Annotated in this window: 27 protein-coding genes; 12 read left to right on the top strand and 15 right to left on the bottom strand. The window is 61.5% G+C overall.

Annotated features, from left to right (window positions below):
- Positions 1 to 6 precede the first annotated feature (6 nt).
- The 8 genes from dapB to nrdR form a co-directional block, all read right to left on the bottom strand.
- Positions 7 to 699, bottom strand: coding sequence for a 4-hydroxy-tetrahydrodipicolinate reductase (dapB, locus tag OHL11_RS09740; RefSeq protein WP_263371321.1), 693 nt, complete (start codon positions 697 to 699; stop codon positions 7 to 9).
- A gap of 29 nt (positions 700 to 728) precedes the next feature.
- The gene (gene lysC / locus OHL11_RS09735; protein ID WP_263371320.1) at positions 729 to 2,153 is read right to left on the bottom strand and encodes a lysine-sensitive aspartokinase 3; all 1,425 of its coding nucleotides are present in this window, start codon (positions 2,151 to 2,153) and stop codon (positions 729 to 731) included.
- On the bottom strand, positions 2,150 to 3,274 hold the full coding sequence (gene asd / locus OHL11_RS09730) for an aspartate-semialdehyde dehydrogenase (protein WP_263371319.1): 1,125 nt from the start codon (positions 3,272 to 3,274) through the stop codon (positions 2,150 to 2,152). Before asd ends, lysC begins: the two co-directional genes overlap by 4 nt.
- A 101-nt stretch (positions 3,275 to 3,375) precedes the next feature.
- Positions 3,376 to 3,681: a hypothetical protein gene (locus tag OHL11_RS09725; protein ID WP_263371318.1), complete on the bottom strand. Its 306-nt coding sequence runs from the start codon at positions 3,679 to 3,681 to the stop codon at positions 3,376 to 3,378.
- 24 nt (positions 3,682 to 3,705) lie between these two features.
- Positions 3,706 to 4,458 carry a carboxypeptidase regulatory-like domain-containing protein gene (locus tag OHL11_RS09720; protein WP_263371317.1) on the bottom strand — a complete coding sequence of 251 codons (753 nt, stop codon included), beginning with the start codon at positions 4,456 to 4,458 and terminating at the stop codon, positions 3,706 to 3,708.
- Positions 4,459 to 4,491: 33 nt separating this feature from the next.
- Complete coding sequence (locus OHL11_RS09715) at positions 4,492 to 4,878, bottom strand: hypothetical protein (protein ID WP_263371316.1); 387 nt, start codon at positions 4,876 to 4,878, stop codon at positions 4,492 to 4,494.
- A 17-nt stretch (positions 4,879 to 4,895) separates the two neighbouring features.
- The gene (locus OHL11_RS09710) at positions 4,896 to 5,918 is read right to left on the bottom strand and encodes an isocitrate/isopropylmalate dehydrogenase family protein (RefSeq protein ID WP_263371315.1); all 1,023 of its coding nucleotides are present in this window, start codon (positions 5,916 to 5,918) and stop codon (positions 4,896 to 4,898) included.
- A 27-nt stretch (positions 5,919 to 5,945) separates the two neighbouring features.
- The gene (nrdR, locus tag OHL11_RS09705) at positions 5,946 to 6,434 is read right to left on the bottom strand and encodes a transcriptional regulator NrdR (RefSeq protein WP_263371314.1); all 489 of its coding nucleotides are present in this window, start codon (positions 6,432 to 6,434) and stop codon (positions 5,946 to 5,948) included.
- 130 nt (positions 6,435 to 6,564) lie between these two features.
- Between nrdR and OHL11_RS09700 the strand changes: the two genes are divergently transcribed.
- Positions 6,565 to 8,112, top strand: coding sequence for a VWA domain-containing protein (locus tag OHL11_RS09700; RefSeq protein ID WP_263371313.1), 1,548 nt, complete (start codon positions 6,565 to 6,567; stop codon positions 8,110 to 8,112).
- Here the strand turns inward: OHL11_RS09700 and OHL11_RS09695 are convergent.
- Genes OHL11_RS09695 through OHL11_RS09685 form a run of 3 tightly spaced genes read right to left on the bottom strand, consistent with a single transcriptional unit; the run spans position 8,109 to position 10,872 of the window.
- Entirely contained in the window at positions 8,109 to 9,146 is a 1,038-nt protein-coding gene (locus OHL11_RS09695) for a lysylphosphatidylglycerol synthase transmembrane domain-containing protein (RefSeq protein ID WP_263371312.1), read from the bottom strand. The two genes, OHL11_RS09700 and OHL11_RS09695, sit on opposite strands and share 4 nt — an antisense overlap.
- A gap of 34 nt (positions 9,147 to 9,180) precedes the next feature.
- The gene (locus tag OHL11_RS09690) at positions 9,181 to 9,855 is read right to left on the bottom strand and encodes a lytic transglycosylase domain-containing protein (RefSeq protein ID WP_263371311.1); all 675 of its coding nucleotides are present in this window, start codon (positions 9,853 to 9,855) and stop codon (positions 9,181 to 9,183) included.
- A 60-nt stretch (positions 9,856 to 9,915) separates the two neighbouring features.
- Positions 9,916 to 10,872 (bottom strand): HAD-IIB family hydrolase, encoded by a 957-nt coding sequence (locus tag OHL11_RS09685; RefSeq protein ID WP_263371310.1) that lies wholly within the window; start codon positions 10,870 to 10,872, stop codon positions 9,916 to 9,918.
- A gap of 117 nt (positions 10,873 to 10,989) precedes the next feature.
- On the opposite strand from OHL11_RS09685, the gene OHL11_RS09680 reads away from it, so the two are divergent.
- A complete protein-coding gene (locus tag OHL11_RS09680; protein ID WP_263371309.1) occupies positions 10,990 to 12,246 on the top strand; it encodes a threonine synthase in 1,257 nt (418 codons plus the stop codon).
- A gap of 70 nt (positions 12,247 to 12,316) precedes the next feature.
- Here the strand turns inward: OHL11_RS09680 and OHL11_RS09675 are convergent, their stop codons facing one another.
- Positions 12,317 to 12,595 carry a hypothetical protein gene (locus OHL11_RS09675; RefSeq protein WP_263371308.1) on the bottom strand — a complete coding sequence of 93 codons (279 nt, stop codon included), beginning with the start codon at positions 12,593 to 12,595 and terminating at the stop codon, positions 12,317 to 12,319.
- Between the two features lie 304 nt (positions 12,596 to 12,899).
- Here OHL11_RS09675 and OHL11_RS09670 point away from each other — a divergent pair, with 304 nt between their 5' ends.
- From OHL11_RS09670 to OHL11_RS09640, 7 genes are all read left to right on the top strand, one after another.
- On the top strand, positions 12,900 to 14,330 hold the full coding sequence (locus OHL11_RS09670) for a glutamine synthetase family protein (protein ID WP_263371307.1): 1,431 nt from the start codon (positions 12,900 to 12,902) through the stop codon (positions 14,328 to 14,330).
- A gap of 119 nt (positions 14,331 to 14,449) precedes the next feature.
- Positions 14,450 to 15,373, top strand: a complete 924-nt coding sequence (locus tag OHL11_RS09665; protein ID WP_263371306.1) for a DMT family transporter — start codon at positions 14,450 to 14,452, stop codon at positions 15,371 to 15,373.
- A 130-nt stretch (positions 15,374 to 15,503) separates the two neighbouring features.
- Positions 15,504 to 16,433 carry a carbon-nitrogen hydrolase gene (locus OHL11_RS09660; protein WP_263371305.1) on the top strand — a complete coding sequence of 310 codons (930 nt, stop codon included), beginning with the start codon at positions 15,504 to 15,506 and terminating at the stop codon, positions 16,431 to 16,433.
- A gap of 26 nt (positions 16,434 to 16,459) precedes the next feature.
- Positions 16,460 to 16,948, top strand: coding sequence for a DUF3455 domain-containing protein (locus OHL11_RS09655; protein ID WP_263371304.1), 489 nt, complete (start codon positions 16,460 to 16,462; stop codon positions 16,946 to 16,948).
- A complete protein-coding gene (locus OHL11_RS09650; RefSeq protein WP_263371303.1) occupies positions 16,945 to 18,006 on the top strand; it encodes an agmatine deiminase family protein in 1,062 nt (353 codons plus the stop codon). Before OHL11_RS09655 ends, OHL11_RS09650 begins: the two co-directional genes overlap by 4 nt.
- A complete protein-coding gene (locus OHL11_RS09645; protein ID WP_263371302.1) occupies positions 18,006 to 18,329 on the top strand; it encodes a hypothetical protein in 324 nt (107 codons plus the stop codon). The genes OHL11_RS09650 and OHL11_RS09645 overlap by 1 nt, the downstream gene beginning before the upstream one ends.
- Positions 18,326 to 18,931 (top strand): HD domain-containing protein, encoded by a 606-nt coding sequence (locus OHL11_RS09640; protein ID WP_263371301.1) that lies wholly within the window; start codon positions 18,326 to 18,328, stop codon positions 18,929 to 18,931. Before OHL11_RS09645 ends, OHL11_RS09640 begins: the two co-directional genes overlap by 4 nt.
- A 52-nt stretch (positions 18,932 to 18,983) precedes the next feature.
- Here OHL11_RS09640 and OHL11_RS09635 read toward each other — a convergent pair whose 3' ends face one another.
- On the bottom strand, positions 18,984 to 20,003 hold the full coding sequence (locus tag OHL11_RS09635; protein ID WP_263371300.1) for an anti-sigma factor: 1,020 nt from the start codon (positions 20,001 to 20,003) through the stop codon (positions 18,984 to 18,986).
- Entirely contained in the window at positions 20,000 to 20,569 is a 570-nt protein-coding gene (locus tag OHL11_RS09630; protein ID WP_263371299.1) for a sigma-70 family RNA polymerase sigma factor, read from the bottom strand. The genes OHL11_RS09635 and OHL11_RS09630 overlap by 4 nt, the downstream gene beginning before the upstream one ends.
- 210 nt (positions 20,570 to 20,779) lie before the next feature.
- Here OHL11_RS09630 and OHL11_RS09625 point away from each other — a divergent pair, with 210 nt between their 5' ends.
- Both OHL11_RS09625 and OHL11_RS09620 read left to right on the top strand, forming a co-directional pair.
- Positions 20,780 to 21,556: a TlyA family RNA methyltransferase gene (locus OHL11_RS09625; RefSeq protein ID WP_263371298.1), complete on the top strand. Its 777-nt coding sequence runs from the start codon at positions 20,780 to 20,782 to the stop codon at positions 21,554 to 21,556.
- A gap of 20 nt (positions 21,557 to 21,576) precedes the next feature.
- Positions 21,577 to 22,437, top strand: a complete 861-nt coding sequence (locus tag OHL11_RS09620) for an NAD(+)/NADH kinase (protein ID WP_263371297.1) — start codon at positions 21,577 to 21,579, stop codon at positions 22,435 to 22,437.
- A 63-nt stretch (positions 22,438 to 22,500) separates the two neighbouring features.
- On the opposite strand, the gene OHL11_RS09615 is transcribed toward OHL11_RS09620, so the two are convergent.
- Positions 22,501 to 23,358, bottom strand: a complete 858-nt coding sequence (locus OHL11_RS09615; RefSeq protein ID WP_263371296.1) for an SDR family oxidoreductase — start codon at positions 23,356 to 23,358, stop codon at positions 22,501 to 22,503.
- Between the two features lie 101 nt (positions 23,359 to 23,459).
- On the opposite strand from OHL11_RS09615, the gene OHL11_RS09610 reads away from it, so the two are divergent.
- Complete coding sequence (locus tag OHL11_RS09610; RefSeq protein ID WP_263371295.1) at positions 23,460 to 23,864, top strand: winged helix-turn-helix transcriptional regulator; 405 nt, start codon at positions 23,460 to 23,462, stop codon at positions 23,862 to 23,864.
- Positions 23,865 to 23,867: the final 3 nt, after the last annotated feature.

The following is a 23,867-nucleotide window of genomic DNA, read 5'->3' as shown; positions in this document are numbered from 1 at the left end:
CGTGTCCTAGACCTTGTCGTAGACGTCGCGGAAGTTATAAACCGCGGGCTTCTGCTCCGCGAGCCATTCGGCCGCGCGTACGGCGCCTTCGGCGAACGAACGGCGCGACTTCGACTCATGCGTGAGCAGGAGCTTGTCGGAGGAGCTTTCGGCTTCCAGCGTGTGGATGCCGGCAGCATCGCCGATGCGATGTGCGGTGATGGTGACGGCGGTGTCTGCAGGAAGCTCTGCGGCGACGACATCGCGTAGCGTCAGTGCCGTTCCGCTGGGGCTGTCGAGCTTCGAGGTGTGGTGCGTCTCGGAGATCGAGAAGGTGTAGCCGAAGTTCTTCAGCGCATCGGTCATACGCTTTGCCAGCTCCATCGTGATCTGCACACCGATGGAATAGTTGGTGCCGTAGAGCAGGGAAGCGCCGCGACGGTCTGCGAGGCTGCTCATATCCGCAAGCTTCTCGTACCAACCCGTGGTGCCGACGACCATCTTGCCGCCGGTGGCGAGCACCGCACGCATGTTGGAGATGACGGCCTCAGGCGTGGTGAAGTCGATGACGACATCGAAGCCTGCGACGAACGGCGGCGTGAGCGCCGCTGCGTCCTTGTTTTCCTTGGCGTCGAGTACGTGCACGCTGTGTCCGTGCTCGGCCGCGATCTCCGCGACGAGCTTGCCGGTCTTGCCTACACCGAGAACGAGAATACGCATGGTGTTTCCTTCTTCAGCTTGTGGCTGAGTTATGCCTTGGCTGCGGCTGCAGCTTCTACGTCAAAGATGCTCGGATCTGGCGAAGAGAAGAACTTTTTGTGCAGCGAGCGGATTGCCTCTTCTACATCTTCTTCGTTGATCATGAAGCTCATGTTGATTTCGCTGGCACCCTGCGAAATCATACGCAGGTTCACATGCTCGACAGCACTGAAAACCTGGCCGGCGATGCCTGCGTGGCCGCGAATGTCTTCGCCGACGAGGCAGATGAGCGCCTTGGAGCCTTCGAGCTTTACGTCCGCGATCTTTGACAGTTCCGCGCAGATCTCCGGCAGTGACTCACGCGAGTCCACCGTGACGGAGATCGAGACCTCGGAGGTCGAGACCATGTCGATCGCGCAACCGTATTTGTCGAAGACGTCGAAGACCATCTTGAGGAAGCCGTGTGCGAGCAGCATGCGGCTCGCGACGATGTCGATGATCGTCAGCCTCTTCTTGGCGGCGATGGACTTGAACGGGCTCTTGCAGTGCGGTTGCGTCGCCGTGATGACCGTGCCTTCATTCTCGGCGTTGCGCGAGTTGAGCACCCACACGGGGATGTTCTTCTGCACAGCGGGGAGAATTGTCGCGGGGTGCAACACCTTGGCGCCGAAGTACGCCAACTCAGCGGCTTCTTCAAAGCTGATCGTCTTTACGCGCAGGGCCTCAGGCACGATGCGGGGATCGGTGGTCATGATGCCGTTCACGTCGGTCCAGATTTCGATGGCGCCGCCGTGCAGACCGCCGCCAACGAGGGCAGCGGTGTAGTCCGAACCGCCGCGTCCGAGCGTGGTGGTGATGCCGTTACACGAGCCGATGAAGCCGCCCATGACCGGAACTTTGCCGTCTTCGACGAGCGGAAGCACGCCGGCCTCGAGAGCGAGAGCGATCTTCGCTTCGTCGGGCGCGGCCTTACCGTAGTGATCGTCGGTGATGATCACCGTGCGCGCATCCACGTGCGCGGAGTCCATGCCGCGGTGCTTGAACGCCGCAGTGACCATGCGTGAGGAGAGACGCTCGCCAAAGCTGACGATGTTGTCAGTGGAGCGCAGCGTGAGTTCGCCCACGGCGCAGATGCCGCGCAGCATTTCGTCGAGCGCATCGAAGTCGTGGTGCACGTTGAGCTGCAGCGAGGTGAGTGCGTCACCCGATGCGAGTTCCGCAGCCACGCCAAGGTGGCGCGTGCGGAGACCATCGCTGATCTTCAGCGCTTCATCGCGCTCGTTCTTGCCCGCGGCTGCTGCTGCGGCGAGCAGGGCATCGGTTACCTTCGCCATCGCGGAGACAACGACAACAGGACGCAGGCCTTTGCGGATACGGCCCTCAACGATCGAGGCGGTGCGCAGCATCGCGGTCGCGTCTTCGACCGAGGTGCCACCGAACTTCATCACAACGATTTGCGGACGCGGGGTGCTCATGCGTTCACCGAGCTTTCTTCACGCGCGGAGTTCACCGGCGGATATTTGCGGAAGTCGAACTTGCCGAGAACGGCGAGGATTTCTGCGTTCAGGAGTGCTGCACCTGCTGCGCCACGGATGGTGTTGTGGCTGAGCAGCGTGAACTTCCAGTCGAAGAGCGTGCAGGGACGCAGACGGCCAACGGTCGTGGTCATGCCGTTGCCGGTCTCGAGGTCGAGGCGCGGCTGCGGGCGATCGACGCCCTCTTCATAAACCACGGGCGAATCCGGGGCCGAGGGCAGGTGTGTTGCGTCAGCACCCTGGTGCAGAGGCTTGAACGCGCGCCAGGCGGCGATGATCTCTTCAGCGGTCGCGGGCTTCTTCAGCTTTACGCTGACGGCCTCGGTGTGGCCGTCGATGACGGGCACGCGATGGCACATCGCCGAGACGGTCATGTCGCCGGGCGCGAAGGCTCCGTCGTTCACGCCGCCAAGCAGCTTGGCAACTTCTTCCTGCAGCTTCTCTTCTTCGTTCTTGATGTAGGGGATCACGTTGCCGAGGATGTCGAGCGACGCAACGCCGGGGTAGCCCGCGCCGGAGACCGCCTGCATCGTTGAAACGAAGAGCTTCTCAATGCCCCACTTCTGCTCGAGCACTGCCAAGGGAAGCACAAGACCGATGGCGCAGCAGTTCGGGTTGGTGACAATGTAGCCGCCCGAGGTCTTGCGTGTCGCTTGCTGCTCGATGACGTCGAGATGGTCGACGTTCACCTCCGGCACAACGAGCGGTACATCCGCGCCCATGCGGAAGGCCGAGCTGTTCGAGATCACCGCGCAACCTGCAGCGGCGAACTTCGGCTCAAGCTCCTTGGCGATGTCGGAGTCCACGGAAGAGAAGATGATGCGAGGCAGCTCGACAGCCGAGCCTTCCGGCACGTTCGGCTGGAGCACCATCTTGGCAATGCGTTCGGGCAGGGGCGTGCTCAGGCGCCATTTGCAGGCGTCCTCGTAGGTCTTGCCTGCAGAGCGATCGCTCGCGGCAATCCACGAAATCTCGAACCATGGATGGTTGGCGAGGAGTTGAATAAAGCGCTGACCTACAGCGCCGGTTGCACCCAGAATTCCGACTTGACGACGTTCCATGGCTTAAGGATAACGGATTGGTTATCCCCTATAACGCTGGTTTTACTTATCGCCCGATAAGAATTGCGATATAGCCAAGCGCTTATTTGCCGTAAGAAACGCTAGTCAATGACCTCGACGCGTCGGCGGCGCACCACGCGGGTGCCTCCGCCGCCCCAGGCCAGCAACAGTGCAATAGCGTGGATCAGGAACCAGAGGCCGATGCCCTGGTCCTGATAGATCCAGAAGAGGATGAGGATGCGAGGCACCAGCAGCCAGACGAGGATCGGAATGAGCCCGACCGCTGACGGAATGTACTGGCCCATCGTATGTTGCAGGAACGCGAGCGCGATGCAAAGGCGCGGCAGGAACAGGCTGAGCACGAGAAACCACAGCGGAATATTGTGTGTAACGAGTGCCACGCCCATGGGCTACGCTCCTAGCGAATCTACTTACTTCGCTTGGAACGTAAACGCGGCCTTTGCGGTTGCCTTGGCGGGGACCGTGACCTGCACATCCTGTTCGCCGAGCTTCTCATGCACGGCTGCGACGGTATAGGTTCCCGGCGCGAGGCCCTTGATGGTGAAGCTGCCGTCGGTGCCGGTGACGGCAAAGTACGGCGAGTCGGCGACGTTGATGAAGGCGTTCATCCACGGATGGTTGTTGCAGCGGACGGGGATCATTGTCTCGGCCTTCGCGAACTGCTTGGTGTCGGAGCCGCTCATGGGGCCTTCGCTCACGTCTACGGTGGCATTCATCTCCGGCATGGTGTGCACGTTATGCATGGTGGGGTCGGAGTTCGTGAACTTTACGCTTCCGCCCTGCTGCAGTGCGATGACGTGCGGCACGTACTTGCAGCCCTTCTGATCGAGCGAAACGGGTGCCTGGCCTGCGGGCGCGCTGCTCGGCTTCACGCCCTTTACGTAAACGTACACATTGGCGAGCTTTCCGCCGGTCACCACGAATTGCTCGCTGAGGTTCGTGCCTGCGGTCATGCCGCACGCCGGATCCATCGTCATGTCGATCTTGACGCGTTCCGGCGCTTTGCCGGAGAAGTTCACCACGCCGGAGATCGTGCCTGCGTCGGCGGGGACGGCTGCGGCAGCGTTGTTGGTGGACTCAGTAGGTTGGGGCTTGTTGGACTTGCATCCGGCGAGCGAGAGGGAGGCGGCAAAGAGGAGCGAGGTCGTAACGAGCGTCTTCACAGCTTCTATGATGCGCCTTTGTGTCCCAGTTCGTCACAAGCAGTCACCGTCGGTATGGCGGCGCGCTGTTGTGCGGGGAGCCGCATCACTCTTCGAGTCGAAGCCAAGTTGCTCGACTCCTATCCAGTACCCGCAATACCACTGCGCTGAATGGATGCGCTGGAGTCTGAAGACGACATTCGACGAGCCATCTTCGACGATGTCCAGATCGTGCTGTCTTGCATAGTCTTCGACGGCTGCTCGCGGAGTGCCGGCGGGTAGGGCGCGCTCGAGTTCAACTGCCTTCATCTCGAAGGTTGCTTCGTCTGCAATCTGAAGTCTGCGGTTCCTCCAGTAAAGGAGCAGCGCAGAAACAACAAGGCCGCAGAAGATCACAAAGAGCGTGATCGCTGCGGCCTTGAATGCTTTGCGGACTGTCATTTGAGTCCTCGAATGAGTTACAGCGCTGCGAGAACCGCTTCGCCGAATGCCTTCGTGCCAGCGTTGCCGCCAACGTCGCCGGTCAGCGTCTTGCCTTCGGCGTAGACCTTTTCGATAGCGGACTGCAGCGCCGTACCTGCCTCGTTCTCGCCAAGGTAGTGCAGCATCATCACGGCCGACTGCAGCAACGCCGTGGGGTTCGCCTTGTCCTGACCTGCGATGTCCGGAGCCGAGCCGTGCACGGCCTCGAAGATCGCGCAGTCCTTGCCGATGTTCGCGCCCGGGACCAGGCCGAGGCCGCCGATGAGGCCCGAGCAGAGATCGCTGAGGATGTCGCCGTAGAGGTTCTCGGTAAGGATCACATCGTACTGGTACGGGTTCATCACAAGCTGCATGCAGGCGTTGTCCACGATGTGCTCGAAGTAGGCGATCTCGGTGTTCTTCTCCGCGACTTCCTTCGTGCACTTGATGAAGAGTCCGTCGGACATCTTCATGATGTTTGCCTTGTGAATCGAGTGCACCTTCTTGCGGCCGTTGTTCTTCGCATACTCGAAGGCGGCCTCGGCGATACGTGTCGAACCCTTGCGCGTGATGATCTTCAGGCTCTGCGCGATGTCGGGGTTGACCATCACTTCGAGGCCGGCGTAGAGATCTTCGGTATTCTCGCGGAAGATCACGAGATCGATGCCGGGGTACTTTGTCTCAAGGCCGGGCAGGGACTTCACCGGGCGTACGTTCGCGTAGAGGTCGAACTTCTTGCGCATCGCCACGTTGATCGACGAGAAGCCGCCGCCGATGGGAGTCGCGGTCGGTCCCTTGATGGCGACCTTGTTCGTCTCGATCGACTTGTAGAGCTCTTCGGGGATCAGTACACCGTTCTTCGCGTGGGCGTCCGCGCCGGCTTCAAAAGAGTGCCACTCGAAGGCAGCGCCGAACTTCTTGCCGGCAGCTTCCACCGCGGCGACCATCACTGCCGAGACTTCAGGACCAATGCCATCGCCGGGAACCAGCGTGATCTTGTGTGTGCGAACTTCAGCCATCTACTTTCTCCTTCGTTTCTGAATCTTCTAGCGCAGGTTGCGGCGAGCGCGGAGGGGATCCTTGCTGCCGCGCAGCAGGCCTTCGAGCTCTTCCTTGAATTCGTTGACGTCCTTGAAGTCGCGATACACGCTGGCGAAGCGGATATAGGCGACCGTATCGATGTCCTTCAGGCGCGCCATGATGAGTTCGCCGATAGCTGTCGTGGGGCGCTCGCGCTCGGCGGAGTCGACCACGAAGGTTTCGACGGCGTCGACGATCTGCTGCATCTGCACGACAGAAACCGTGCGCTTCTGGCAGGAGTGCAGCAGGCCCTGGAGCACCTTCTGGCGATCGAATTTCTCGCGGCGACCGTCCTTTTTCACCACCATGTAGGGGATCTCGTCGAGGCGTTCATAGGTGGTGAACCGCTTGTTGCAGCGCTCGCATTCGCGCCTGCGGCGAATCGAGTCAGCTTCCTTGCTTTCGCGCGAGTCAATCACCTTATCTTGGGTGAACCCGCAGAACGGACATTTCATAGCGCCTATGATTGTACCTGCGGTGAAAGAGGGCTGGCTGTGGTGCTTCCTGGGCGTTCCAACGCAACTATTCACGCGGTTGAACGTTTAGGATGAGAAAGCTTTGCCCTTCCTGTGAGGTTTGCATCCGATGATGTCGTGGCGCGTGCGTGTGTTCTTACTGGCTGCCTGCATGGCGGCGTTTGTGGGTGTTTCTGGACGAAGTGCCGCGCAGTCGCAGCAGCCCGATGGCGGCACGCTGCATGTGACGACGCAGCTCGTCGTGCTGGACGTTGTGGTGACCGACAAGAAGGGCAACCTCGTCCAGCGCAAGCTCACCCAGGACGACTTTAAGGTATTCGACAACGGCGTCGAGCAGCGCATCCGCCACTTTGAAGGCCCGGACGAACACCAGATGCCGCCCAGCGCGACGCCGATTGTGAAGTCTGCAGCTGACCTCTCGAAGATTGGGAACGCACCGGTGACCATCCTTGTGCTGGATGAGCTGAACACACGTTTCGAGGACTCTGCGTACTCGCGCCAGATGATGGTGAAGTATCTCCAAACCCAGCCTGCGGTATTGCCGCAGGCGACGCAGTTACTTGTCGCCACCAGTACGACCTTTCAGGAGCTTCACGACTATACGCAGGACCGCGACGCGTTGATCCAGATTGTGAAGAAGCACATGCCGGGCATTCCGTTCAAAGCCGACCAGCGCACCGGTGCTGTGGCCGTGGAGCGAATGGCTCAGGTGATGGCTGCGTTGCAGCAGATCGCGCAGGCCTCTACCGGAACCGCCGGCCGTAAGAATCTGCTGTGGGTGGGCCTTGGTTTCCCGTCGGCGTCGCTGGATGGCATGGACGACGGCACGATCGACACGATTGAAGCGGCGATGCGCCGCGTAACTTCGCGCCTGCTCGCAGCGCGCGTGACTCTTTACACGATCGATCCCTCACCAGGAAAGACGGCCACAATCATCCCGGATACGCCCGATGATCTCGACATGTCCACCGACGCGCTGGGCAATGATCCGATGGGCGGCAGCGGTTCGATCAGCTTTACGAGCCTTGCCGACTCGACAGGTGGCATGGCCTTCCGCGGTCGTAACGACATCGAAAACGTCATTGGCGAAGGTATCAGTAAGGGCCGAACGTACTACACGCTGGCGTACGTGCCGAACTCGCCCGAGGGCAAGACGGATTACCACAAGACGCGGATCACGCTGAACGATAAAGCCCTGATCGCGGTCACGCGCGAGGGTTACTACGCTCATGCCGAAGCTGACTTGAACCCGGTGCTCGATAAGGCGATGGACCCGAAGCAGGTGCGAGCGAACCTGCAGCTCGACCTGAGCTCTGCGCTCACGTCGGCGCTGTCGTACAACGGGCTGGCGCTGCATGTACAGAAGACCAACGATGGTCACTGGCAGCTTCACGTCGATGAGAAGGGCATCGCCTGGTCGGACCCTACGCCTGAAGGCAAGCAGGTTTGCGAGGCGACGATCGCTGCGGCCTGGTACGACGCCAAGGGCAAGATCATCGGCCACGCCGCCAGCGAAGAGACGTATCCGCGTGGCGACGTGGGCGGAGCGGAGTATCACCTTGCCGCTGAGCCTCAGGCCACCGCGCGTCGCATTCGCTTCGTGGTGCGCGATGCGCGCAATGGCCGCATGGGCACCGCTGACGTCACGCTGCCCTAGCTGACTTCGGCGGCTGCTTCGCCTGCTTGTGCCGCCGTGCGAAGACTGACGCCTTCGATGCGTGCGGCCATCACTCCCGCTGGCACAACGCTGAGAGTGGTGGTGAGGAGCATCAGCGCGCCGGCTGCGGTAGCGACTTCCAGCGGTACGTCGAAGAACTTGTGCAGCGCAACGGCGAGGACGCCGGTTTGCGTGAACCAGCCGACGATGGGAAGCTGAAACAGCGAGCCGCCCATGCTTGTGGCCATCAGCAGCATTGTGCTGGCGATGGTGAAGCCTGCGAGCTGTGCGGTGTTGACGAACGCTCGCGCGGTGAGGAAGTAAGCCGCCGCAATCAGAGCCCAGATCGCCAGCGACCACAGCAACGCTGCGAATAGCTGCATCGCAGATGAGAGCGCCAGCATACCCTGGCGAAAGTCTAGTAGCTTCACCGCGACGCCGTTGGCGAACTCCTGCGAGACGATGCGGAAGACGCCGCGAGCCATTGACGCAAGCTGCATCCCCGTGAAGCGCACGGCCAGCGCAAAGCCGACGAGGAAGAGTGTTCCTGCCATCGCCACGACACCTGCGCGGACGTAGTACTCGTGGTGAGGGACGGTGCGCGGCATGAAGAGCAGCGTGGTCGAGAAGAGGATCGCCGCCGCGGCGAGATCATAGGCGCGCTCCAGCGAATAGACCGCAAGCTGCGTGGCCACGGAGGTCTGGGTGCGCCGGGCGAGCAGATAGGGCCGCGTGAGGTCGGCAACGCGACCGAAGAGCGCAACCGCGGTGAAGCCCGCGAACTGTGCGGCGACGAGCTTCGCGCCGGAGCTGTTGCGCCCTTCGCTGCCCAGCAGCAGTTGCCAGCGCCATGCGCGGAATGTCATCGAGAGATAGATGACCGCGCAGCCCGCGAGCACGAAGCTCCAGCGCACCGTGCGGAGTTGCAGCCGAAGATTATGCCAGTCGAAGGCAACATGCGTGCGCGCCCACCACAGCCCGGCGATGAGTAGCAGCGCCAGGACGAAGATGAGGAAAGTGCGGGGCTTGAGCATCTTGCTCAGGATTCTACAGAGATTGCGTGGCGATCTAACGCTGCGCCAGTTTTACCTGACGAGCTGCGGCCGCTTTGCGGCGCTTGAACTCGTTCACCACGCGCGTCACGTACTGGCGCGTCTCGCGGTACGGAGGCACGCCGTGGTAGCGGTCCACCGCTCCGGGGCCAGCGTTGTATGCAGCCAGCGCGAGCACGACGTTGTCGTGGTAGCGGGTCAGCAGCGCATCGAGATACGCCGTGCCGCCATTGATGTTCTGGTCAGGCTGGAAAGCGTCCTGCACGCCAAGCTGATGTGCGGTGCCGGGCATCAACTGCATCAGGCCCTGAGCGCCGGTGCGTGACACTGCGCGTGAACGTCCGCCGCTTTCGGCGCGGACTACGCTTGCCAGCAGGTCGACATCGATGTTGTGCTTTTCGCCTGCGGTCGAGAGCAGCTCACGCACGTCGACGTTCGCCGGGGGCGCTACGGCTACCGTCACCACGGGTGGCGGCGGAGGATCGGGCAGAACGTCCACGCTGGCGATCTGCTCGGCCGAGAGATCGACGTAGTTGCTGCCGTCCTTGTCGATGTAGAGGCGGACGTGTCCGCCTTCGATCGGCTCATGCCGCGTGCAGTCATACGCAAAGCCTGTGCGCAGTGTGATCCGCTCCAACGCATGCGCAGAAAGGCCCGTGGCACACAACGCCAGCAGCGCAACCAAACGCACCTTGGAGCAGGGGATCATTATCTTTAAGACTACCATCCGGGCGAATCGTTAGCGGCGATTTCAGGCCCCAGCGGCGGGTTGCGCGAGGCATTGCGCGGGATTTGCCAAACATTGTTCGATGGCCCACTGCACGCCGTCCTCATCGTTTGATGGGGCGATAAGCCAGCCGCGTTCGTGTCCCAGGTCGAGCAGGGAATCAACCGCGTTCGCCATCACAATCGGGCGTCCGGCGTACTCGAGCATCGGCAGGTCGTTCCAGTTGTCACCGATGGCTACAACGTCTTCCGCAGTGCAGCCGCGCATTTTTGCCAGGATTTCCAGCGCCGAAGCCTTCGAGCAGCGCGCGGGCAGGATGTCCACGATCATCAGGTCCTTGCCGGGATATGCCGTGCGGTGGATCGTGATCTCGGATGCATCGGTTTCTTCGCCGGCCATCGCTACGCGCTGGCTTTCCAGCAGGCGATTCAGTGCCGCTTCCATGCGTTCGAGCGAGCCACAGAGCATCGCCTGAATGGGAGCGTCGTCTTCGTTGGCGAGCGAGCTTTCAAGCTTGTCGACGTACTCGAAGTAGGGACGGTTGGCTTCCATCCAGCGGCCGATGTTGTCGTTCAGTTCATGCTCGTGCAGCGCGACGAGAGCGCCGCGATGGTCGAAGCCCGAGGGCTGTACGCGGTCGAAGGTGAAGACCATTGCCGAGCGGAACTCGTCGGCATGTTCGACCAGCCAGCGAGCCGACGCAACAGAAAGATGGCTTCGATGCAGCAGATCCGCGTTCACTGAGCGAATGACGGTGCCATTGGAGCTGATGAGTGCGTGGGCTGGGTTCAGACCGAGCGTACGCAGCGGCTGCATGGCGAACGAGTGGCGCCGACCGGTGGCGATGACCACCTCGCAGCCTGCTTCTTCCGCGGCGCGAATGGCGGCGCGATTCGCGCTGCTCACCTGCCCCTCGGAGTTGAGGAGGGTGCCATCCATATCGATGGCGATGAGGCGCGGCGGCGTGTCGTTCGAAATCATCAGAAGGTTTGGCCCAGGGCAGCGGCGCGTCGAGGCGCACACCAACTTATGCAGTCTGCCTGAAAGACGTGACAAAGCGCAAAAAGTCGCCGCTCGCCTGCGTTAGCCTTGAGAGCGATGCCTAAGATTGCTTACCTCGAATGTGCACGTTGCGGCCACCACGTATCGGCCGACACTCCGCAAACCCTTTGCCCGCTGGACGCCGGCTCGCTCTACGTCCGCTATGACATGGACGAGCTTCGCCGCACCGCCTCGCGCGACCGCGTCGCCGAGCGCGCCGCTGCGTCGCCGCGCAGCTTGGGCATGTGGCGCTACGCTGATGTGCTGCCGGAAGTCGAGCCTGTGTCGCTCGGCGAAGGCTGGACGCCGATGCTGCAGAGCAAGCGCTACAGCGGCCTGCTCGTGAAGGAAGAGGGCGCGAACCCGACCGGAACCTTCAAGGCGCGCGGTCTCGGTCTGGCCGTGACGATGGCAAAGCACTACGGACTGAAGCACCTCGCCGTGCCATCGGCCGGCAACGCCGCTTCGGCGCTGGCGGCGTACGCTGCCGCGGCGGGCATCAAGGCGCATCTCTACATGCCGCAGGATGTGCCGCTGGCGAACCACCTCGAAGGCGTGCTTTACGGCGCGGACGTAACGCTGGTCGACGGCCTCATCTCCGACTGCGCGCGCATCGTCGGCGAGACGATCAAGGCGCAGCGCGAGGCCGGTACGCCTGCAGAAGATATCTGGTTCGACATCTCCACGCTCAAGGAGCCGTTCCGTGTCGAGGGCAAGAAAACGATGGGCTACGAGCTCGTCGAACAGCTTGGCTGGGAGTATCCGGACGCGGTCTTTTACCCGACCGGCGGTGGTGTGGGGCTGATCGGCATGTGGAAGGCGTTCGAAGAGATGGAGGCGCTCGGGTGGGTCTCCGGCAAACGCCCTAAGATGTACGCGCTTCAGGCCACGGGCTGCGCGCCGATAGCGACGGCTTACGACGCGGGCGCTGCGGCCAGCGAGTTCTTCCAGAACGCCGATACCGTGGCTGCCGGTCTGCGTGTGCCGAAGCCCTACGGCGACTCGATCATCCTGGACATCGTGAGAAACTCAGGCGGCTCGGTCGTGGCGAGCACGGACGAAGAAATTCTGGCGAGCATCGCCGACTGGGCGACCAACGAAGGCCTCTTCCTGTCACCCGAAGGCGCAGCTGCTACGGCGGCTTACGACAAGCTGATCGCCAGCGGGGAGCTGAAGTCAACGGACCGCGTGGTGCTCTTCAACACTGGTGCGGGGCTGAAGTACGTAGACACGATTGCGGAGGCGATCAAGCTGCGTCGGCCGCAGCTTCTGCCGAAGTCGCTTCCGGTAGGCGGCATCATCACGCCGGTTTAGTCGCGTGCCACGCAGACAGAACAACGCCAGCCTTCACCGGCTGGCGTTGCAGTTTCGAGCGCGGTTGGAGTTACTTCGTGGAGCAGACCTGTCCGCGCGCAGGCTTGTCACCTTCGGACTTCGCCCACTTCTCCGTGACGTACTTGCCGTTCTTCGTCTTGCCGTAGAAGTTGGAGCCGGGGCAGTGGTAGACCTTCGTGTCGGTGTTGACCCAGACCTTGTCCGCGCCGGGACCGCCCTTGTCGGCGGAGGGTGCGGGTGTCGCCGCGGGCGGCGGAGCGGGCTTGGTGGTCTGCGCGACGGCGGCCAAAGACGAGGCGAGAAGAAGCGTTGCTGCAAAGCGAAGCATTCGAAAGATCCTCCACAGAATTGGTGGACAAAGGCTATCACCGTTGCCGCAAAACCAGCGCATCGAAGAATGGCAAAAGTGCGGTCAAAACTTTCGCCTGTTCTGATCGTTCTGCGCGTCTGCGGCGCGGACGCAAATTCAGCGCATACCCCTTGCGCATTTCTGATAATTTGAACTCAACTGGCCCCCTGTCTGCATCGGGCCGCTCTCTTTGTCGTAATCTTTTGAGTACGAACCATCTGCATCAACTTCCGGGCCCCGGAGAAGGGGTCAGGGCATCTGTGTAGTCATGTAAAGGAGCACTATGTCGAGCGAATACCGCAATTTTCTGGAGTTGTCCTACGAAGAACTTGAGGAGCTGAACCTCAAGGCCAAAGACCAGCGCAAGAAGCGCGTGGACCCGGGCAAGATCCAGGAAGAGCGACTGAAGTGGCTGACGGACAACAAGGGCGTGAAGGCCGTGACGGTTCTGTTCTCGGACCTCGAAGGCCGTCTGCACATGCTGGACTATGACAAGAAGTTCCTCGTCAACAGCTACGACAACCTGACCTTCGACGGCTCGTCCATCCGCGGCTTTACGGCGCAGCGTGAGTCGGACCTTCGCCTCGGCCTCGACTGGAGCGCCTTCTACTACACGCCGGCCGACATCTTCGGTTCAGGCAAGGTGCTCGTCTTCGGTGAAGTGATCGACAAGAACGGCGGCCACTACTCGGGCGATCTGCGCGGCGTGCTGAAGAGCTACGCCAACGAGCAATTTGCCAAGAACGGCTATGCACTGAACGCAGCGAATGAAATCGAAGGCTTCCTCTTCGAGGGCATCGACGCAGAGCGCAACTTCGCCAAGACCGGCGAGTTCGTTTACACCAACCAGGGCGGCTACTATCACTCGCTGCCGGGCGACCCGCTCCGCGAGTTCATCGACCTGACCGCTGAAGTACAGCGCGCCATGGGCTTCGAGAATGAGAAGGACCACCCTGAAGTGGCTCCCTCGCAGTTTGAAATCAACTACACCTACGGCGACGTGGTGACGGCTGCCGATCAGATCCAGCTCTACAAGCTGATCTGCCGCCAGGTAGCGAACCAGATGGGCATGACCGCCAGCTTCCTTCCGAAGCCGGTGACCGGCGTGAACGGTTCGGGCATGCACACCAACGTGTCCATCACCAAGGACGGCAAGAACCTGATGTGGGATCCTGCGGGCGAAGAGAAGATCTCGAAGTTCGGCTGGGAGTTCGTCGATCGCATCCTCACCGCTGGCAACGACCTTTGCCTGCTGCTGAACGCTTCGGTGAACGCGTACCGCCGCCTCGACCCGCACTTTGAAGCGCCGAACCAGATCAAGGCTTCGGCCACCGATCGTGGCTCGATGGTTCGTATCCCTATCGGCAACGAGAAGTCGTCGCGTGTGGAAGTTCGCTCGGTAGGACCGGATGCGAACCCGTACATGGTGCTCTACTCGATCTTCAAGACCGGCCTCGACGGCAAGACTGCGCAGATTGAAAACCTGCGTCAGGCTGAGCGTTATCTGCCGGACAACATCTACACCGCTCTCGAAGATTTCCGCAGCGCAGAGTGGGCGACCGAACTGCTGGGTGCTGATGTGAAGCAGCGCTACGCTGACCTGAAGCAGGCTTCGGCTGACCGTTGCCCGCGCCTGCTCGGCACCATCGTGAAGGACTGCGAAGTACAGTTCCACCACGATGTGTACAACCAGCTTCTCTGGGGCCAGTTCTAAGCCAACGCCCTGGCAACAAGCACGCAGACGCGCTTCGAGCTTCGGCTCGGGGCGCGTTTCCTTTTGTACGAGGCGTCGCTTCACCTCGCACCATGCGAAGCTGGTAGCTGGAGACTCCGTTGCAGCAAGGGAAACAAAATCGTCCGCTGGGTTTTGCGTCGTGTGCGTCGGCCAGCATGTTGTGGGGCTGCGGCTTCTTCTTCGGCAAGATCGCGCTGCGCGAAATGAACGTCGGCGCGATGGTCTTCTATCGCTTCGTCTTCGCCACGCTCGGCCTGCTGCCGTTGATGCTTACGCACAAGCCTCGCCTCAGCGCGAAGGAGTGGCGCCTGCTGCTGATCGGATCGTTCTTCGGCATCCCGCTGCAATTCCTGATCCAGTTCTACGGGCTTTCGCTCACGACCGTCTCGCATGCATCGCTCATGGTGGGCACGATGCCAGTGATCCTCGCCGTGGGCGCGACGATCTTCGCGCGCGAGCGTCTGCCTCTGCTCGGGTGGATAGCGATCGCCGCGTCTACATGCGGGGCGGCGTTGATCGTCTTCGGCAAGTCGGTGGCAGCGGCTGCTGCGCATCCATCGCTGCGTGGCGATTTGATGGTCGTGGCGTCGATGCTGATCGCGCTCGTCTGGATCCTGTCGAACAAGAAGCTGATGGAGTCGCACAGTTCTATCGTCATCACGTCCTATGGTGTCCTTTCGGGAATGTTGATGCTCGTCCTGATGGTGCCCATGCTGTACGGCGTGCCCCCCGTACACCTGAGCGCGAAGGCGTGGGCAGCATCTGCTGCCGCAGGATTCCTCTGTACCGCCGCGACGACGCTGCTGTGGAACTGGGGGCTGACGCAGGTTCCGGCGTCGCAAGCAGGCGTGCTGTTGAATATGGAACCGCTGATCGGCTCACTGCTGGGCGTATTTCTGCTGGGGGAGCGACTCGGGACGGCGGCGTATGTGGGCGGCGGGATGATCGTCGTGGCGGCCGTCACGCTGACGTTTAGCTCCTCGCGCGCGGCAAAGGAAGCCATCGCTGCGGAGCTCTCCTAGCTGGAAATTGACCGAGTGAAAACCTGCGCTTGACGAGACGCAGTAAACTAGAAGGGCAGCAGTAGATGGCGAGGCGCTGGCGAACACTGTCAGCGCCTTTCGCTTGCATCATGCAGAGAGGATCAGAAAAATGGCGGCGAAGACCACCCGTGTAGCGTTGATTCAGATGTCGTGTGAGGCCTCGACCGAGGCGAATTTGGCGAAGGCCGTAGCTCGTGTGCGCGAAGCCGCTGAGAACGGCGCCACGCTGATTTGTCTGCCGGAACTCTTCCGTGCGCAGTACTTCTGCCAGCGCGAAGACCACGCGCTCTTTGATATCACCGAGTCCATCCCCGGCCCTTCGACCGCTGCGCTGGCCGAGGTGGTGCGCGAGTACAAGCTGGTTGTGGTGGCAAGTCTCTTTGAGCGCCGCGCGCCCGGGCTGTACCACAACACCGCCGCGATCCTCGACCACGCCAGCAGCAATCAGGACTGCATCGCCGACGTGTATCGCAAGATGCACATCCCCGACGATCCTCTCTACTACGAGAAGTTTTACTTCACGCCGGGCGACCTCGGCTTTAAGACGCAGCGCACCTCGGCTGGACCCATCGGCACGCTCGTATGCTGGGACCAGTGGTACCCCGAAGGCGCGCGCGTGACAGCGCTGAAGGGTGCGGAGACATTGTTCTTCCCGACGGCGATCGGCTGGCACCCCAGCGAGAAGGAAGAGTTTGGCGAGCGTCAGTACGACGCGTGGCAGACGATTCAGCGTGGACATGCTATCGCGAACGGCGTCTTCGTTTGCTCGGTAAACCGCGTGGGCCACGAGCAGGGCGATGTGGAGCACAACGGCGTGATGATGAAGGGCCCCGAAGGCGCAGGCCTCGAGTTCTGGGGCGGTAGCTTCATTGCCGACCCGTTCGGCCGCATCCTCGCGAAGGCTTCGCACGACAAGGAAGAGATTCTGTACGCCGACCTCGATGCGAAGGAAGTGGAGATCACGCGCCAGCACTGGCCGTTCCTGCGCGATCGCCGCATCGATGCGTACGGCGGCATCACCAGCCGCTTCCTCGACTAAGCTGAAGGCAGCTTGAAGGAGTTCGCATGAAGGCCTTGTGGCTTGTGGTTGGATTTGCCTCGGCGTTGCAGGCGCAGTCCATCGCTCCGCCCGCTGACGCCACACCGCTTGTAGCGGTGCAGGGACGCGGCGTGCAGATCTATCGTTGCGACCAGCAGATAGGTGCGTTTGCGTATAGCTTCGTCTCTCCGGAGGCAGAGCTGCTGAACAGCGAAGGCCTGAAGGTGGGTGAGCACTCCGCCGGTCCGACATGGACCTGGAACGATGGCGGATTCATCGTGGGCAAGGTGCTTGCGAAGCAAGCATCGACCGATGCAGACAGTGTGCCGTGGCTTTTGTTGCAGACCTCCGCGAAGGGCGCGGTTGGCAAGTATCTCGCGAGCGCGGCCTACGTGCGCCGCACGGATACTCACGGTGGCAACGCTCCTTCGACCGGCTGCGATGCTACACACCTTGGAACGATGCTGCGCGTTCCGTACACTGCAACTTACACGTTCTACAAGAAGACAAAATGAGCACTGAGATGAACAATTTCCGCATGCCCGCTGAGTGGGCTGAGCACGCCGCGACGTGGATCGCATGGCCCCACAACGCAGAAGACTGGCCCGGTAAGTTCCAGCCGATTCCGTGGGTCTTCGCGGAGATCGTGCGTCAGCTTTCGTCGGTCGAAGACGTTCACATTCTCGTCAACGATGCTGCAGCAGAGAAGCGTGCGAAGGCGATTCTCTCGCGCCAGAACGCCGTGCTGTCTCGCGTGCATTTTCACCAGTGGGCGACCGACCGCATCTGGCTGCGCGACTCAGGGCCGATCTTCGTGAAGAACGCTGCGGGGGAAAAGCAGATCACCGATTGGCGCTTCAACGCGTGGGCGAAGTATCCGAACTGGAAGAGCGATGACAAGCTGCCGTCGCGTGTAGCGAAGCTGCACAAGATGAAGTCGGTGCAACCCGAGGTCACGCTCGCCAACGGCAGGAAGCAGCGTCTCGTACTCGAGGGCGGCTCCATCGACACGAACGGCGAGGGCATTCTGCTGACGACGGAGGAGTGCTTGCTTTCGGACGTGCAGCAGCGCAATCCCGGCGTGACGAGGGAGCAGCTTGAGGCTGCGTTCCAGCAGTATCTCGGCATCGAGAAGGTGTTGTGGATGAACCGCGGATGTGCGGGCGATGACACGCACGGACACGTCGATGACATCACGCGCTTCGTCGGCACGAACACCATTCTGACTGCCGTGGAAGAGAACAAGAACGACGAGAACCACGAGCCGCTGGCCGAGAATCTCGACCGCTTGAAGTCTGCGCGCAACCTGAAGAAGCGTCCGTTCGAGATCAAGACGTTGCCGATGCCAGCGCCGGTAATCTTCGACGGTGAGCGTCTGCCCGCGAGCTACGCGAACTTCTACATCGCGAATGATCTCGTGCTGGTGCCGACCTTCAACGACCCTAACGATCGCATCGCGTTGAACACCATCGCCGAGTGCTTCCCCAAGCGCAAGGTCGCCGGCATCCACTGCGTCGACTTCATCTGGGGACTTGGCGCATTGCACTGCATGACCCAACAGGAGCCCGCCTAATGGCACAGTGGCCACCACCGCCTGACCTTGAGTCGATCAACGAAATTGTCGCCACTGTGGACGTCGAAGGCTATCTGGCCGAAGGCGCTCCGGGCGACGAGTACGAGATCGAAGCCGAAGAGATTCACGAAGCGATCAGTACCTGGAGCATCGAGGAGCTGACCGCGGATCGTCTGGAGCCCGTGCTTGCGGATATATGGCAGGGTGCGTTTGAGTACAACGACGCCCAGCTTGCCGAACGCAAGCCAAAGCTGCGCGCGCTCGCCGAAGAGATTGCGAAGTTCTTCGGTCCCGAGGCCAAGCCCCAGGTGCGCGGCGCATGAGCTGGCGCGAGGAGCTGGTCGCCTACCTGCGCAGGGAAGCGCAGCCTTCGTCGAAGTACTCGCATCAGCCGCGGCTTTACGCGCTGGCGCATGAGATCGCGCAACGCGAGGCGCTCGCCTATGACGACGATGTCGTCTTCGCTGCGGCATATCTGCATGATCTCGGCGTCTTCATCGGCCATCGTCCGGAAGACCCGGCAGCGCTCGTCCGGTGGGACCATGTGGCCTATGTGCGTGACAAGGCTCCCTGTCTCCTGCGTGAGTTTGGGTTTCCAGCAGAGAAGATCCCCGCTGTGATTGCGGCGATCGAGCAGCATCAGCCGCAGGACGAACCAACGTCGAGCGAAGCGGTCCTGCTGCGGGACGCAGATATTCTCGAGCAGCTTGGCGCGGTGGGCGTCATGCGCACCGTTGCAAAGCTCGGCTCGGACACGCGTTTCCATGTCTTTGCCGACGTGCAGCGCTCGCTGGAGAAATCGCTGGCATCGCTCCCCGAGAAGATCCGGTTAGAGACGACGAAGAGCTTTGCAGCCCCAAGGCTCTGGGCGATGCGCGACTTCCTGGACTCGCTTGAGGCGGAAGCGGCTGAGCACAACGATTAAACGGCCTCGCATTCTCGCGAGGCCGTTTTCATTTCATGGCAGGGATCGGGAACTAAAGTCCAGCGAGCACGATCGGCGGGGTCGGCGTCTTCGAGCCACCCTGGTCTTCGATCGTCACACCGAAGCCCTTCGCGGCAACACCCTTCGGCAACTGCGGCATCACGACGCTGGCCACGCCGCGCGTGTCCGGACGGAAGGTGCCTGCCGGGATCGGATCCTGTCCGCCAGCGGGGAGCACCCAAAGCTCATACGTCTTGTTCGCCGGAATCTCCGCAAGATGGTTCGCGATGAAGAGCAGCGAGCCCTTCTGCGCGTTGTACGCTGCGTGGCCCTCAGGCTTCGGAGGCTCAGGCTGGCCGTTCACCGGTACATGCAGCGAAACCTGCATTGCGTTATTGTCCGTCAGCGTGTCGAGCGCGCTTTGCAGATCGGTCAGCGACCCCTGCGTGCTTTGCAACTGCGCTTGCTGTGAGGCCATATCGCTCTGCACGGCCTGACGCTCACGGAACTGCAGGCCCGCCACCACGGCCATACCTGCGGCGATCGCCCAACCTGTCCAGCCCAGCACGGTTAGCAGGCCATTGCCGGAACGGCGCGGCTTTTCGTCTTCGACAAACTCTTCCGCTTCCACGCCGAAGATGCGGCGACCACGCGCAGGCAGGAAGACATCGCCTTCGTCATTCGCGACAGGATTCCCCGCAAAGCGCGGCGGCAACGGCGGGAGGTTTGTCGCTGCAATCGGTACAGCGGTGGAGGAGCGGTCATACTGCGGCAGCGAAGCCACAGGCGCGCGAGGCACCTCTACCGGCGCGGCCACAGGTGCCGGCGGAACAATCTTCTTTTCCTTCTCGACGCGGCGCATCAGGCGCTCACGCGCGGCAGCAGGAGGCGTATGCAGCTCCGTCTGCGACAGCGCATACATCGACAGGTCTCCCTGGAAGCGCGCAACCTCATGGCGGCACTGCTCGCAGCGCTCCAGGTGGTTCAACGTGTTCTCGAGCTCGCCGCCTTCCAGCAGTTGCAGCGCGAAGAGCACGAGATCGTCTTCGGATAGATGGTTCATCGTGTTCATGCGCTGAATGCCTTTCTCAGCGTCAACAAGCCGCTGCGGATGCGAGTCTTTACGGTGCCCAGCGGATCGCCCGTCATGTCTGCGATCTCTGCGTGCGTGAGGCCATCGAAGAAGGCCATCTCCAAAGTCTTGCGTTGCTCCAGGGGAAGCTGCGCGATGACAATCTTCGCGCGCTCAGCCATCAACGAGCGTTCGCTTTCTGCAGCCAGATTACCCGGCATGGCGAGCACGACATCTTCCACTTGCTCTGAGGGGCGCTTGCGCCGCAGGGTATCGATCGAGCGATTGCGCGACACAATCGACAGCCATCCAGCGAGACTTCCTCGCGCGGAAATGAAGCTGTCGGGGGTGCGCCACACCTGCATGAAAATCTCCTGTAAAACGTCCTCTGCGGCGGCGGGATCGCGCAAGACACGCAGTGATACGGAATAAACCAGTCGAGAGTATCGATCGTAGAGTGAAGCCATCGCCGACTCGTCTCCGCGCTGCACCAGCGCGAGCAGCTGCTCGTCGCTGACTGTCGCCGCGGATGCCGTCGGATTGTTCACGCCAAACTCTCTATCCATAACAACGTTCTACAAGGCCCTTTGGATTGCTCCAGAGCTTCTGACACTTTGCGGTGATGATGCTGCAAACGAGAGTACCAGCACTCGAGGTTACTTGCAGCTATCGATTTTTGCATCGTGAAGATGCGAGCCTCAGTCTACGTGCTCTCTCGTATCCTATGAGTGATACTTTCGCGTAGTTTTGTTCATCGCGCGAAGCCCGAAAGATCTATGCCACCCATTGGACCCAAGCTCCGCCTCGACAAGCTTCTCGTTGATCGACAACTCTTTTCCAGCCGCGAGCGCGCGCAGGCGATGATCCTTGCGGGCCGTGTGCTCGTCAACGAGCAGAAGGTCGATAAGCCGGGCGCTTCGGTGAAGGAAGAGGATGCCGTGCGCGTCCTCGGCGATGACATGCGCTACGTTTCGCGCGGCGGGCTGAAGCTCGAAGGCGCGTTGAAGGACTTCGATATTTCGATCGAAGGCAAGGTTTGTGCAGACATCGGCGCTTCCACCGGCGGCTTCACCGACTGCATGTTGCAGCACGGCGCCGTTGCTGTGGTTGCCGTCGATACCGGCTACGGTCAGATCGCGCATAAGCTCCGCATCGATGAGCGAGTGACGCTGCACGAGCGTACGAACGCACGCATTCTGGAAGCGGGCGCGCTCGTCGTCGAGCCGCGCATCTCTTTCTTCGCGATGGATGTCAGCTTCATCTCTGCGACGCTGGTGATTCCGGCCGTGGTGCGCGCGTTTGCTCCTGCAGGCGAGGTGTGGCAAGGCGAGGCCGTGCTGTTGGTAAAGCCGCAGTTTGAGGCTGGTCGAGAGTATGTCGGCAAAGGCGGCATCGTGCGCGATCCCGCCGGGCATCAGCTTGCGATCGACCGCGTGCGCACCTGTGTGCTCGAGCTTGGCGGCGAGGCTGTCGCGCTGATCGACTCACCGATTCTGGGTACCGAAGGCAACAAGGAGTTTCTGTTGCACGCACGCTTCGGCGGCGCAGCGTAAGGGTTACACTAAGAGCACCGATGCCACGCGCCGCGATCATCTCCAAGCCGCAAAAGCCTGAGCTCGAGCCGATCCTCGTGGAGCTGCTCGCGTGGCTGAAAGACCATGGTTTTGAGGTCACGCTCGATGAGCAGACGGCGATCTATCTTGGCCGTCCGCAGGATGGCGTAGAGCGCACACAACTCGCTGCAAAGCGCCACCAGATCGTCATCACGCTTGGCGGCGATGGCACACTGCTCTCCGCCGCACGCGCGTTTGCGCACACCGGCACCCCGATCCTCGGCATCAACCTCGGCTCGCTGGGCTTCCTTACGGAAGTGCCCGTTGCGGACATGTACCGCACGCTGGAGTCGTGGCTGAACGGCACGGCTGTGCTCGACTCGCGTTGGCTGATGCATACCGAGTTGATTCGCGAGGGTCAGGTTTTCCGCTCATTCGAAGCGCTGAATGATGTCGTGCTCGCAAAGGGTGCGATCGCGCGCATGGGGGAGTTCGCCATCGAGCTTGATCGTCAGCCTGTCGCGAATTTCAAGGCAGATGGTGTGATCATCTCTACCCCCACAGGCTCGACGGCATACACGCTCGCAGCTAACGGCCCTATCCTGATGCCGACGGTGGACGCGATGGTGCTCACCGCGATCTGTCCGCATCTGCTGACCATTCGCCCGATCGTTGTGCCGGGGCATTCGCGCATCTCGGTCACAGTGAACGTCGTTCCGCACGAGACGTATCTCACGGTGGATGGCCAGGAAGCGGTCGAGCTGCAACTCGGCGATCGCATCGACTGTTGCCGCTCCGAGAGCTCGATTCGCCTGCTACGCCTGAACGAGAATGGCTTGTTCAATGTGCTGCGACAGAAGCTCAGCTGGGGCGAGCGATAGGAACGCAAAAGACGCTGATAGAAATGCAAAGGACGCCACAAGGGCGTCCTTTTTGTGGCTTGCTTACGCTTGCTTCAGCGTTTCGGCGACGGTGTTCTGCCACGGCACCGTGGCACGTCCGATGAGTCGAGCAAGATCACCCGAAGTGCTGTCGAGCTCTCCCTTTGCCGCGCTGGCATCGGCGTTTGCGACTACGGCTGCTGCAGCCGGAGGAAGCCCAAAGCCTTCGAGCGCCTTGGCGTACTCTGCCTCGCTGAGGCGCGCGTACGCAACGGGCTTTCCCGAGACTTCTGCAGCTTCATGCGCGAGCTCGGCGTAGTTGTACGAGGTGTCGCCTGCCAGCTCGTAGATCTTGTTCTCATGGCCTGCCGTTGCCAGCACGACAGCCGCTGCCTCCGCATAGTCTGCGCGAGGAGCCGTGGCGAAGCGGCCTTCGCCAGCGGCGCCGATGATGGCCCCGTGTGCGACCGACGGAGCCAGTGCCGCCATGTGGTTCTCGGTGTACCAGCCGTTACGCAGCAGCGCGAAAGCAACGCCGGACGCCTGCAGATACTTCTCGGTAGCGACGTGTTCGGTCGCGAGCTGCATGGTCGCGGTGTCCGCCTTCAGCAGGCTGGTGTAGGCGATGAACTTCACGCCGGCGGCCTTCGCCGCATCGATCACGGCCTGATGCTGGGCGATGCGCTGTCCAACTTCGCTGGAGGAAACGAGCAGCAATTTCTCCACGCCGACAAAAGCTGCGGACAGCGTTTCGGGCTTGCTAAAGTCGCCTTCGCGAACGGCGACGCCCTTTGCGGCGAGCGCAGCGGCCTTCGCCGGCGTACGGACAACGGCGACGATCTGATCAGCGGGCAGCTTGCTGAGAAGTGAATCAACGACGAGATGGCCAAGGTGGCCGGTGGCTCCGGTGACTGCGATCATGGGAAAACTCCTTTTCAACTGGTTGGATGCCAGTTGTCGAGACTGAGAATATCGCAGGAGCTTACTTTGCGTAAGTACGTACCTTTGGGTAAGCTACTTACATGAAGACCGGACTGGTAACTCGCATTCGCAAAGGCCGTGGGAATCTGCTGGAGCCGATGTGTCCCTCGCGCACGGTGCTGGAGCACGTCACGTCGCGGTGGGGCATGTTGGTGATGGTCCAGTTGCTGGAAGGGAAGTGTCGCTTCAGCGAGCTGGCCCGGACGATCGGCGGCGTCAGCGAAAAGATGCTGGCGCAGACGCTGCATCATCTGGAGGCCGACGGCATGGTGAAGCGCGAAGTCTTTCCGACCGTGCCGCCGCGCGTGGAGTACAGCCTCACCCCGCTGGGTGAGGGAGCAGGCGAACAGGTGCGGGACCTTGCGCTATGGGTGGAAGAAAATCTGGCAAGCGTGCTGAAGCAGCGCGAACGCTACGCGACGCGCAAGCTCGCAGCGGCTGACTAGCGG

The sequence above is a fragment of the Granulicella cerasi genome (genome assembly GCF_025685575.1).
GTDB classification, from domain to species: domain Bacteria; phylum Acidobacteriota; class Terriglobia; order Terriglobales; family Acidobacteriaceae; genus Granulicella; species Granulicella cerasi.
This window is presented reverse-complemented; position numbering and strand designations above follow the sequence as displayed.

Bases quoted from the DNA above. Each gene is read 5' to 3' on its own strand.
- lysC (WP_263371320.1), bottom strand. From the start codon at position 2,153: ATGAGCACCCCGCGTCCGCAAATCGTTGTGATGAAGTTCGGTGGCACC.
- OHL11_RS09620 (WP_263371297.1), top strand. From the start codon at position 21,577: ATGCCACGCGCCGCGATCATCTCCAAGCCGCAAAAGCCTGAGCTCGAG.
- OHL11_RS09645 (WP_263371302.1), top strand. From the start codon at position 18,006: ATGGCACAGTGGCCACCACCGCCTGACCTTGAGTCGATCAACGAAATT.
- OHL11_RS09700 (WP_263371313.1), top strand. From the start codon at position 6,565: ATGATGTCGTGGCGCGTGCGTGTGTTCTTACTGGCTGCCTGCATGGCG.
- OHL11_RS09685 (WP_263371310.1), bottom strand. From the start codon at position 10,872: ATGATTTCGAACGACACGCCGCCGCGCCTCATCGCCATCGATATGGAT.
- nrdR (WP_263371314.1), bottom strand. From the start codon at position 6,434: ATGAAATGTCCGTTCTGCGGGTTCACCCAAGATAAGGTGATTGACTCG.
- OHL11_RS09725 (WP_263371318.1), bottom strand. From the start codon at position 3,681: ATGGGCGTGGCACTCGTTACACACAATATTCCGCTGTGGTTTCTCGTG.
- OHL11_RS09610 (WP_263371295.1), top strand. From the start codon at position 23,460: ATGAAGACCGGACTGGTAACTCGCATTCGCAAAGGCCGTGGGAATCTG.
- dapB (WP_263371321.1), bottom strand. From the start codon at position 699: ATGCGTATTCTCGTTCTCGGTGTAGGCAAGACCGGCAAGCTCGTCGCG.
- OHL11_RS09670 (WP_263371307.1), top strand. From the start codon at position 12,900: ATGTCGAGCGAATACCGCAATTTTCTGGAGTTGTCCTACGAAGAACTT.
- OHL11_RS09675 (WP_263371308.1), bottom strand. From the start codon at position 12,595: ATGCTTCGCTTTGCAGCAACGCTTCTTCTCGCCTCGTCTTTGGCCGCC.
- OHL11_RS09625 (WP_263371298.1), top strand. From the start codon at position 20,780: ATGCCACCCATTGGACCCAAGCTCCGCCTCGACAAGCTTCTCGTTGAT.
- asd (WP_263371319.1), bottom strand. From the start codon at position 3,274: ATGGAACGTCGTCAAGTCGGAATTCTGGGTGCAACCGGCGCTGTAGGT.
- OHL11_RS09640 (WP_263371301.1), top strand. From the start codon at position 18,326: ATGAGCTGGCGCGAGGAGCTGGTCGCCTACCTGCGCAGGGAAGCGCAG.
- OHL11_RS09680 (WP_263371309.1), top strand. From the start codon at position 10,990: ATGCCTAAGATTGCTTACCTCGAATGTGCACGTTGCGGCCACCACGTA.
- OHL11_RS09630 (WP_263371299.1), bottom strand. From the start codon at position 20,569: ATGGATAGAGAGTTTGGCGTGAACAATCCGACGGCATCCGCGGCGACA.
- OHL11_RS09615 (WP_263371296.1), bottom strand. From the start codon at position 23,358: ATGATCGCAGTCACCGGAGCCACCGGCCACCTTGGCCATCTCGTCGTT.
- OHL11_RS09660 (WP_263371305.1), top strand. From the start codon at position 15,504: ATGGCGGCGAAGACCACCCGTGTAGCGTTGATTCAGATGTCGTGTGAG.
- OHL11_RS09710 (WP_263371315.1), bottom strand. From the start codon at position 5,918: ATGGCTGAAGTTCGCACACACAAGATCACGCTGGTTCCCGGCGATGGC.
- OHL11_RS09695 (WP_263371312.1), bottom strand. From the start codon at position 9,146: ATGCTCAAGCCCCGCACTTTCCTCATCTTCGTCCTGGCGCTGCTACTC.
- OHL11_RS09715 (WP_263371316.1), bottom strand. From the start codon at position 4,878: ATGACAGTCCGCAAAGCATTCAAGGCCGCAGCGATCACGCTCTTTGTG.
- OHL11_RS09635 (WP_263371300.1), bottom strand. From the start codon at position 20,003: ATGAACACGATGAACCATCTATCCGAAGACGATCTCGTGCTCTTCGCG.
- OHL11_RS09650 (WP_263371303.1), top strand. From the start codon at position 16,945: ATGAGCACTGAGATGAACAATTTCCGCATGCCCGCTGAGTGGGCTGAG.
- OHL11_RS09655 (WP_263371304.1), top strand. From the start codon at position 16,460: ATGAAGGCCTTGTGGCTTGTGGTTGGATTTGCCTCGGCGTTGCAGGCG.